This window comes from Bacillus litorisediminis, from assembly GCF_022808645.1.
Classification (GTDB): Bacteria; Bacillota; Bacilli; order Bacillales; family JC228; genus Bacillus_BF; species Bacillus_BF litorisediminis.
Genome location: NZ_JAKZKT010000074.1, coordinates 1 through 10,742 on the forward strand (window position 1 = coordinate 1; position 10,742 = coordinate 10,742).

At 37.5% G+C, this 10,742-nt stretch carries 7 protein-coding genes and 1 pseudogene; 2 read left to right on the plus strand and 6 right to left on the minus strand.

The annotated features are described in order from the left end of the window. The first annotated feature begins 184 nt into the window (after positions 1-184). Positions 185-637, plus strand: coding sequence for a hypothetical protein (locus tag MLE14_RS21045; RefSeq protein WP_243300373.1), 453 nt, complete (start codon positions 185-187; stop codon positions 635-637). Positions 638-1,756: 1,119 nt separating this feature from the next. Here the strand turns inward: MLE14_RS21045 and MLE14_RS21050 are convergent. The 6 genes from MLE14_RS21050 to MLE14_RS21075 all read right to left on the minus strand — a co-directional run bounded on the left by MLE14_RS21050 (position 1,757) and on the right by MLE14_RS21075 (position 9,822). Then, positions 1,757-2,977, minus strand: coding sequence for an amidohydrolase (locus MLE14_RS21050; protein WP_279326903.1), 1,221 nt, complete (start codon positions 2,975-2,977; stop codon positions 1,757-1,759). A gap of 139 nt (positions 2,978-3,116) precedes the next feature. Next, positions 3,117-4,295, minus strand: coding sequence for a metal-dependent hydrolase family protein (locus tag MLE14_RS21055; RefSeq protein WP_243300375.1), 1,179 nt, complete (start codon positions 4,293-4,295; stop codon positions 3,117-3,119). A 72-nt stretch (positions 4,296-4,367) separates the two neighbouring features. Further along, the gene (locus tag MLE14_RS21060) at positions 4,368-5,501 is read right to left on the minus strand and encodes a M24 family metallopeptidase (protein ID WP_243300376.1); all 1,134 of its coding nucleotides are present in this window, start codon (positions 5,499-5,501) and stop codon (positions 4,368-4,370) included. 13 nt (positions 5,502-5,514) lie between these two features. Further along, positions 5,515-6,921, minus strand: coding sequence for a sodium:solute symporter family protein (locus tag MLE14_RS21065; RefSeq protein ID WP_243300377.1), 1,407 nt, complete (start codon positions 6,919-6,921; stop codon positions 5,515-5,517). A gap of 30 nt (positions 6,922-6,951) precedes the next feature. Continuing rightward, entirely contained in the window at positions 6,952-8,133 is a 1,182-nt protein-coding gene (locus MLE14_RS21070) for a metal-dependent hydrolase family protein (RefSeq protein ID WP_243300378.1), read from the minus strand. Positions 8,134-8,253: 120 nt separating this feature from the next. Further along, positions 8,254-9,822 carry a PucR family transcriptional regulator gene (locus MLE14_RS21075; protein ID WP_243300379.1) on the minus strand — a complete coding sequence of 523 codons (1,569 nt, stop codon included), beginning with the start codon at positions 9,820-9,822 and terminating at the stop codon, positions 8,254-8,256. A gap of 160 nt (positions 9,823-9,982) precedes the next feature. Between MLE14_RS21075 and MLE14_RS21080 the strand changes: the two are divergent. Continuing rightward, a pseudogene (locus tag MLE14_RS21080) lies at positions 9,983-10,501 on the plus strand (ATP-binding cassette domain-containing protein); the annotation flags it as partial. Positions 10,502-10,742 lie beyond the last annotated feature (241 nt).

Sequence of the window (10,742 nt, forward strand, 5' to 3'; positions counted from 1 at the left end):
TCGACACCAATTACAGTAGAGGGACTTGGGGTGGCTGGCAAGTCTTTTTTTATGCACCTAACAAAATAAGTGCAGGTCTCTGCATTTTTTCTTTGCAAAGCTCTGCACTTTTATTTTGCAATAAACATCCTCTTTAGTTAATAGATGCTGCATCTAATAAATTTAAAATAGGAGATGGTTTAATATGGCTTATACGACAAGAGAATATTTGCAAAAAGTTATTGTTACTTTTGATGATTTGTTAGACTTACAGTATGCACAATTACAAGCTAAAAATAGATTTGAAGATGAGCTCACGGACAATGAGCTTGAAACCAGACTGAGCTCAGTTATAGGTATATTATCAATTGCGTTTTATTGGGATACTGCTCGTAGTGTTAGGTATGCTATTGCTTCACTATTAGGGTCATTAACTTTAAATGAAAAAGAAATGGTGGTAAGTACCATTACCAATGGTTATATTGGACTAGGAGAAGCAATTGAATTCATGAGAAACTCAAACTATGATCGTATTGAAATTGAACTTCCTTTTCGCGAATACCGTGATTTCCACACACTGGAATTTGAGATCCGTTTTATTATGGGAGAAGGAAGAGTTACCCGAGTACACACTGGTTCAGGATGGATTGTACTATAGTTACTTTTTTAACTAGTGCAATTATAACCACCCTACAAGCAAAAGTAGGGTGGTTATTAATATTTTTTTGAAGATATACAACTTTAAAATGAGGGTAATATTTGTCGTTTTCAAATATCTATAGATGAAGAAGATATATTACTTGATATTTGTATAATGTTGATCTAAATACGTCTCCAAACCTTTTGTTGTTTTAAATGAGTTATTCCGTATGCAGTAATAAAGTAGTATCACAGAACAGTGTGCAAACTATATTTGGTTCTTACTGGAGCCTTATTATAATATCCCCTTAGTCGCTCATCAAACTAATGAGTCACTCTAATCCATCTTTTTTATATTATGCTCTAGAACTCCAATCTTTCCATAATTACTATACAACCTCCTAATCTATTATTCTATCTAAACAAGTAGAAACCTTTTATAAAAATGAAGAAGATTCACATATTTTCTTCTAAAACTAGTCTTTCTACTAAAGTTAATAGACTGGGTTAAAGAAGTACTTGAACTTAAGGGGGTACAATAGAAACTAGTTGCTTATTAAAAGAAGTTCTTTTCTATTTGAACTAAAAGAACCGCCCCTGAGGTTTCAGGTTTTCCCTTCAGTTAAAACCAGATAGCATAATAACATAAAACGGGTGTACTCGGAATTTCCAAGATGATAATAACTATAAGATGAAACCATTATCAAAATTAAAGAATGCTAGGAAAATTAAAAATCAACTGTTTCCCTTATCTTCATTGCCGCAAATACTATTAATGCGATAATGTAGCTTTAATTGAAGTAAATGCAGATTCAACCATCGGTTCATCTTTAACAAATGTAAAAACTATACCTAACAAAAGAACAATCAAAAAAATAGGTAGTGGCATCCCCATCACCCCAGAAACAGATAGATTAAATATAACATTCATTATATATCTATCGATTTATTATGGAAAAATGTGATCATAAAATCAGAGGTTAACAAAAAGAAGATATCGATTACAAAATAGTTTTTCACTATGGTAAGAAGGATTTAATAGCTTGTTCAATATAAGAGTTATCTCTGAAAAGACCAAATAAAATAGATTTGGTCTTTTCATTTTCTCAGCATGCTAATAAAAACATACCTTTTATCTTCATTGGTTATCTAAGCCCGCAGAAACCAATTTCCCTTTATAAAAAACTGCTTTCCGCTTCGGCCGTCTTGCCATAGCCTCTGCAGAACAGCTGGCATCAACAAGAATCATATCGGCCTGATCTCCTTCCTTCGGCCAAACCTGATTACCATCACGGTCTAATGGTGTTTTGCCTCCCGTAATAAACCTGAGAGCCTGTGATAGAGCAACCTCATTCGTCCATCTGTATCTTTCCAGCAATCGTCCCGCTCTTTCCAAAATATCTCCATTGCCAGTTGGCCACCAGGAATCGAAAATATTATCATTTCCAACCGCTACTTCCACACCGCATTCTGTTAACAAGTCAACCGGAACGCCTTTGCCAATTGGGAGACTTGTTATGATTGAAATACCTGCATCCTTCAATATGTATGCCATTTCACGCGCTTCTTCTCTCGATACATCTCCTAGTCCAAAGGCGTGGCTGACAGCGACTCTTCCTTCCCATCCAGCTTGCTTCGTTAAATAGGCGAGCCGTTTCATTGTGAAGGTACCGAGGTGACCGGGATCATGAAGGTGTAAATCGATATCAGCGTTTCCCTCAACGGCTATATCCATTAACGTTACGAGGGATTTTTCAATATCGTTATCGACTGTCGCTGGATCTACAGAGCCCACAATTCCTGCCCCATTTCGAACGGCTTCTCGAATCAGCTCAACCGACCCGGACCGCAGCAAACCATGTTGGGCAAATGCAACTACTTCAGAGCTAACCTTATCCGAATAGGCTTCCAGTGCTTGTTTAACACCATCCAGGTTCCGCAGTCCCACCTCCGGATAAATATCTACATGGGTTCTTACATGAGTTGAACCTGCTGCTAACAAAACGTTAAGTAATGCTTCTGCCCGTTCTCTTGTACTTAATGGGTTGGACGCCAGCATATTTTTTTCAATTTCACATCTTTCTACCACGCCCGAAGCTGGAATACAGGCCTTCCATTGCCCTCCCATATAGGTTTTATCCAAATGAACATGCTTTTCTATAAAGGATGGGATCAGCAATAATCCTTTCGCATCTTTCACTTCAACATCATCAGGAATGGATTCTGTCGACTCTATGATCCTATTGATTTTCCCATCCTCAATGATTAAATGATATAATTTGGTCTCCGTCCCCATCACTATTCCGTTTTCTTTTATAAAGCTTGTTTCTAATCGTACATTTTTTAAACAATAACTCAATGTATTCACCCTTTCCGATTGCTTAACCAACACAGCTCAATACTGTTTCTTTCATAATAAGTATAGCTTCAGCTTTCTCTATCATTCTATAAAAAAGAAGCATCCTACAGCGGATACCTCTGCAATAAAGCTAAGGGTGTTATTCCAGGCTTTTCATAAATTCTCCTTGAATAACCACATTGTTTATGCCTTCTAAATGTTTCAATTTCAGTAATGGATTTTCCTTTAACAGTAAAAGATTGGCCTTATAGCCTTCACGAATTTGACCAACTTTTCGATCAAGTATTTTTCCTGCGTTAACCGTTGCCGTTTTTAAAATTTTTTGAGCATCAGGAATCAGATTGTACATCGTATACAACTCATCTAGTAAAGCACCGTGGGAAGTACATGGAGATCCGGCATCAGAACCGGCACCAATTAATAGATCCCGTTCGAAAAATGATTTGAACGCATTTTGATGTATTTTCACTATGTCAGCAGCTTTATCCCTTGCGTAAGAAGGTATGCCTTCTTGGGTGGCAATTTGTTGATACACGAACAAAGTCGGAATCCAGGCTGTATTTCTTTCTTCCATTAATGCGATCAGTTCATCATCTAAAAAATGTCCATGTTCAATGGTATCTACACCAGCAAGAATAGAGTTATAAATTCCTTCTCTCCCAATGGCGTGGGAAGCTACTTTTAGTCCGAATCTATGTGCTTCCTTGCAAATGACTTGGAGTTCCTCTAAGCTAAGCTCGGCATTGCCCACTTCTTCACCTTCCGTTCTGCCATACACACCACCGGTAGCACTGACTTTAATGACTTCTGCGCCTTTAAAAATTTGTTCGCGTACCCCTTTTAAGGCTTCATCCTTTCCGTCTACAAATCTAGCCCAGAATGGATCATGTCCACCAGTCATCGTCAATGTTTTTCCGCTTGCTATCACGTCTGGCCCTTGAATGAGTCCCCTCTTTATTCCCTTTGCTACATGTAGCGCAATATCATTGACGGACCCAATGTCTCTGACAGTCGTAATCCCGTGACGAAGGTAGGTTTGGCAATTGGAAACAGCTCTTATCATCATTTGTTCATAGCCTTCCGATTCTGAGGTTTGAACTGGATCTAATGAACCATCCCACATCATATGAACATGTAAATCTATTAAGCCAGGGCTTACATATCCTCCCTTTCCGTCTATAATGGGAACATCAGAAGGAATTTGTGATTCATGCATCACCGCCTTAATCAGCCCATCTTGTATCCAAAGTGCCGATTCGCTCTTTAGTTCTAATTCTTCGCCATACAAAATGTGTACATTCGATATAACATATTCCATCGCTTGTATCTCCTTACACCTATGAAAGGAAGAAGCTTGTTAGCTCCTTCCTTTCTCAATTAATATGTGAGTTTAATAAAGCAGTGATTCTAAGTCACGCGGATATTCTGTTATTAATCGACAGCCGGATGATGTAATGAGAACTGTATCAGAATGTCTAAATCCTCCAACTCCTGGTATATAAATGCCAGGTTCAATTGAAAATGCCATTCCTTCTTCTATTACATCGTGATGATCATATCTTAAAAATGGAGCTTCATGTGCTGAAACACCTATTCCATGTCCAGTTCGATGGATTGCATATTTTTCAAGCCCTGCCTTTTCAAAAACCTTACGTGCTACTCCATCTACTTCTGATAATGTAACGCCAGGCTTAATGAAATCAATCGCACGCTGCTGGGCTTCGATTGCAGCTTGAAACGCCTTCTGCTGCTCTAAAGTTGGTTTTCCAACCATTACAGTTCTTTCTAATTCAGCCCGATAGCCATTTAAACCAACCTGTCTGCTGTGAATGATAACATCACCATTCTCAATTTTTCGTGTGTTGGAAAACACATGCGGCATCACACTTCTTTTTACACCCGATGGGGACATAACAACGACATCGATAACTGCATTAGGATACTGAGTTGCAACCGCTTCGAACAATGCTGCATTTCCAGCTGCATCGATTTCCATTTCAGTAATACCTTCACGAATTTGTGCCAACGATTTGCTGACGGCTAAATTGACAAGCTGACCAGCTTGTTCGAGCATGCTGATTTCTTCGTTATCTTTAATAAAACGCATTTTATAAATTTCCTGTCCAATATCAACTACTTGGTAGCCTAAATCTTGTATGAATTGCAGCATCTCTCCAGGAATAAAAGATAAATCCACACCAATTTTTGCAGAAATTGGACTTTGTTTTAATAAAGTTGTTACATGTTTAGAATGAGAAGTCACTGCCTGATCATCACTTGGATGCTCGTAGTATACGAGGACTTCTTCAAGATTTGTGCTATCTTTTGCATGTGTTTCTTCAAGTCCCGGAACAATTAATGTTGTTTTTTCTTCGCTTATATAGAATATGATGGGTCGAGAATAAATCAGGGCTTTAAAACCCGTTAAGTAAAATTGATGGTCAGGATTAAAAACAAAAACTGCTGAAATATTTTGTTCTCTCATAATCTCCTTCAGTCTATTGATCCGCTTCTTTGTATCCATAATATCCAACTCCTTAACTAGCATGATTATTCGTAAGGTCAGTCGTGACATTCTTGTTTTTTGTAAGTAAGCTTACAATAATCAGTGTTAGCACTGATAATGGTAACGCAAATAGTACACTATTCCAGTCTAATGGACGATCTAAACCGATTTCCCATAGCATTGTTGCGGAACCGCCGACAACCATGGAACTTAAAATACCTGCTTTCGTTGCACGCTTCCATAATACTGTTGCAAGAATCGCTGGAGTGAGAGATGCTCCATACATCGTATAGGAATACATTTGAATAGCTAATACGCTTGGGAAGAATTGGCCTAGCACATATGCAAGAACCCCTAAAATCAAGACAACTAAACGGTTATACCATAATAGTTTGCTTTCAGATATTGGGTTTTTACTTGTGCGTTGAATTAAATCACGTACAATGTTTCCTGATGATGATAATAAGTAAGAAGTGGCTGTTGTGATGATAAATGCAACCGCTGCACATAAGATCAGTACTCCAATGACCAGAGGTAATCCTTCAACTGCAAGTGATAAGATGGCTGTATCGGGAGCAATATTCGGGAAAAGAACAATAGATGTTGTAGCTAATAGAATGGTTAATCCAATAACAGCGATATTCCCAACTAAGAAGCCAATTGTTGACTTCCGTGCTACATTAGGATCCTTCGCAGCCGAAAATCGCTGATACATGTTTTGGTCCCCTAAAACGAGTAAAAATAATGGTAAAAAGAAGCCAAGAAGTTGTGGAAATGTCAGTCCGCCGTTCCAAGACTTTGCAGCTTCCGGCAAAGATAATGCCAATCCTTCAAAGCCATTAACAGCATTTAATGCAAATGGAACTCCGATTAAAAATCCAAGAATGATTAATACAGCACTTAAAGCATCTGTATAAGCAACTGAAAAAAGCCCTCCGCTAACCGTTAAGAAGATGACGAGAACGCACATAATGATCGCGCCAATTTCTAAAGGTATGCCAGTTGTTAATTGAAGCACGTAAGCTCCGCCTGTAAACTGATAAGCTGTTATTCCAACAAATGCGAATATGATAATAATAGAAGATATGAAAAGAGCTGCTTTTCCAAAGCGTCTTTCTAATAGCTCTGGTACAGTATAAATTTCGACCTTTCGAATTTTTCCAGCTATAAAATATAAAATTATAGCTCCAACAAATCCACCTGATAGATTAAAAATAGCAGCAAATGGACCATATTGATAAATAAAGCTGGCACCACCAACAACTGTTCCAGACCCAACAAATGTCGCTAATAGTGTACCCATTACTACGAATAACGGTAAGCTGCGACCTGCAACCATAAAATCATCGCTATTCTTTACTGATTTTTTTGCAAAGAATACACCTACTAAAGCCATAAGAGCTAAATAAATGATTACTGCTACTAAATAAATGTTCAATACGATCACCACTCATTCAATTTTTATAATCTACTTTACAAAAACGCCATTTTTCATAATCAGCTTGTCATCTCTTAAACTATTTAAATTTTCAAGCGGATTTTTTTCTACAATTAATAAGTCTGCTTGCTTTCCTGCAGAAACACTTCCAACTTGATCTTCAATTCCAAGACATTCTGCTGCTACGCTTGTGGATGCTTTGATTACATCCATTTGTGACATTCCAGCCTCATGCATAATCGATAATTCATCAAAGTAGTACACAGGCGGAGTTAATGGGGAGCCACAATCTGTTCCGGTAGCTATTTTCACTCCAATTTGCACCGCTTCTTTCAGCATATTAAAGTGTGGTTCAACCACCTTTTTCGCCTTTTCAAGTGCAAAAGCCGGAATATCGGGACTACTTGTAAGCTGTCTCATGACAGCCATTGTTGGAACTAGGAAAGTACCCTGCTTCTTCATAATTTCGAGTGCTTGACGATCAGCGAAAATTCCATGTTCAATCGTATCGATTCCAACCTCTAAACAATTCATAATTCCTTCAAGTCCATCTGCGTGCGCAGCTACTTTTTTGTTCTTCTTAAGGGCCTCTTCTTTTGCGGCACTTAATTCCTCGATAGTTAATTGTACAGATCCAGGATCTTCTCCTTTCGTATAAATTCCGCCTGTCGCCATCACTTTAACAAGGTCTGCTCCCTCTTTAAGCACCCTTCTTGTATTCTTGCGGACTTCATCAGCACCATCTGATTCATATCCTAAATAATATACATGTCCACCCGTCATACAAATCGGTGCGCCGGATGCAATGATCGTAGGACCTTCAAGCAGGTTGGAATTAATGACATTTCTTACATGTAATACGGTTCTGTCAGGGGATCCTAAATCTCGAACGGTTGTGATTCCTAATCGAAGAGTATCTAGCGCATGCTTGTAAGCTTCTAGAGCAATTCTATCGTTTTCTTCATGGTTAATAACGGATTGCGGATCTGCACTTCCATTCCAAACTAAGTGAACGTGGCAATCGATTAGGCCTGGAAGTACATACTTGCCAGTACAGTCAATAATTTCGAATCCACCCGTTTGAGTTGGCTCTCCTTGTCCAACCTCAGTTATCATCCCGTTTTCAATTTTGATAAATGCATTCTCATGAACTTCGTCAGTTAACCCATCAATGATGTTACAATTTTTTAGCAACCATCTTGTTGTTAACATGCTAATCTCCTTCCTATTGTTTGATTTTTCAAAATTATATCAATAGAAAGAATCTATTTCTTTATAAAATAGAGACAAAAAAGACACATGATTTTGTGCCTCTTAAACAAAAAACTGTCTCTATGTTCTATTTTTTTGTTTAAAATGATGCAATGAAAATGCCAGCATAATCATGGAATAATGGGATGGATTTTGAATATCAAAATCTAGCAGTTCATTAATTTTCTGTAATCTGTACTTTACAGTATTAGGATGGACATATAATTCACTGCTTGATTTCTGCAGGTTAAAAAAATGTTTCAAATACACATAAAGAGTATCCGTTAATGAGGCATTCTTTTCCTTATCAAACGAAAGGATCGGTCCCAAAATCTCCTCATCAATTTGATGAAACAATGGATTGGCACTTAATTGATAAGCAATTTTTTCAATCCCTATTTGGTCCCAAAATACAAGCTGTTCGTTTTGCACCAAACTGTGTATGAGCGCATATGAAGACTGATCGTACATATTTTTAATTTTGTATATGTCTACGTTATTTTCTATTGCACTTATCCCTATTCGGATTTGCGGAAATTCATTCAAAATAGTGATAATCTTTTCCTTTTCAAAAATAGTTTCTATTACTCCAACAAGTTTTCTATCATAAATCCATAGGAATGAATTTGAATTATATTCTTTGAAGACTTCCGTAAACATTTGAAGCTGTGTTTGGAGATATTCAGGGGAAACCGATTGAACCTGAAAAATACATCTAACCTTATTTATATTTATAAAATAGTCAGAAGGACTTATATCCTTTGTCTCCCCTTGAAATATCCTTTCAAATAATTGAATATCCTTTCTTTTCTGATAGTTTTTTAAGGTATTTTTATTGTGGGCAGCTAAACATAAAGCTCGTATACCGTTATGTATGATTTCTTCAGAAAACTGATCTCGAATTCCTTCTTGGCATATAAGCATATAACCAAGAAAGTCCAGTTTTGAAAATAAAGGAAAAACCTTATAATGTTTCGGCGCAGCCATTTCTTGTTTAATTGAAATAGTAGTTTCACGATTAGTAAAGCGTACCTTCAATATATTTGTTTTATGCTGGTTTATAATGAGTTCCATTAATCCTTTTATCTCACTTCTGGATTGTTCTTTCTTAATCCAAAAAGCCATAAGTTCAAAGTAAGGATCAAGTACGAGCACTGTATTATGTATATGCTTTCCAATTACCTTAACAATAGAATTCAGGTCCTTTTCCAATAGAACAAATTCCATCAATTTTTCATTTAATTTATTTATTTCTGTCATTCTTTTATTCTCTTTTTCATTAAATAACTGATTAAATTTTTCAATTATAAGATAATACGGTATTTCTTCCGGGATCTCAAAAAGGGGCAGACTATGTACATTCGCGCATTCTATCACTTCTTCTGGGATCGTTTTAATCGATGCAGTATGAAAGCCTAATGCACTAATTCCTATTTGGGCTAACCATTGGATATGGTTAACGATTTGATTAATATCCTTAAAGGCATGAAAGGTAGACATAACAAAGCCTTTTTCCTTTATGCGAGACGTTCTTTCCGTCAGTTCTAAACTTGTAACGTAGGTAATTTCTCGACCCAAATGGTTTCTTCCCGCCACAAGTTTAATATTTTCCTTTTCTAACTCATCTGCCCACTGCTTTACAGAAATCATGGCGGCCTCCCTTTAATTGAGCTTATTTTTGTTACGTGACTCGAAATGTCTTCTTTCTAAATATTTCGTCATGAAATGACAAATCCCTTTTAAACTACTTTGTGTATCTGTCCCTGTTCATGTTATCACGTCTCCCAATTCGTTTTAGCGATAGACTTTAATGAGTTTCCAAATCCCGCTAGGTAGTAAAATTGCGATTACCGAGAGCAATGGCAGCGGCAAAAGTACCTTGCTTCATCATATTGCGAGTCATTGCCCCGGTTTAACGATCTCACCAAAAGCAAAAATCGGATACTCCCGGCAAATGAGCTATCAATTTTCAAGTGATGAAACTGTCCTGCAATTTGTGAAGAAAGCTTCTGACTGCGATGAAGGCTTTTTGCGAAGCGTTTTGCATTCAATGCAGTTTGTCGGTACAGATTTGCGAAAAAGCGTGAAAGCATTAAGTGGCGGGGAAGCCATTCGTCTCCAGCTTTGTCAGCTGTTCTTAGGGGAATATAACATTTTATTGTGAGACGAACCGACCCATTTTTTAGATATCTATGCCATCGAAGCACTAGAACGGTTTATCGCGGCCTTTGAAGGAACCATCCTTTTTGTGTCACACGATCAGAAGTTCATAAAGAATGTGGCAGATCTGCATTTTCATATTTTTGAAAGAAAGCTAGTTCAAAAGTGATATCAGGTACAGTATTTAAGCCTTTCTGCTTTAATAAAGCAGAAGGAAATCGAGTAGGAGGCGCGTCACCGCGCCGACCTCTCACACCACCGTACGTACCGTTCGGTATACGGCGGTTCAATAGCTTAAGTATCGACGCTCATATAAGTGGTTTAAATCTTTTAACCCCCATTTTTTGAGCGTTTTGTTTTTAATTGCTTTCTGAAGCGTTTCACTAGCTGATATTCTCCAATATCCCTTT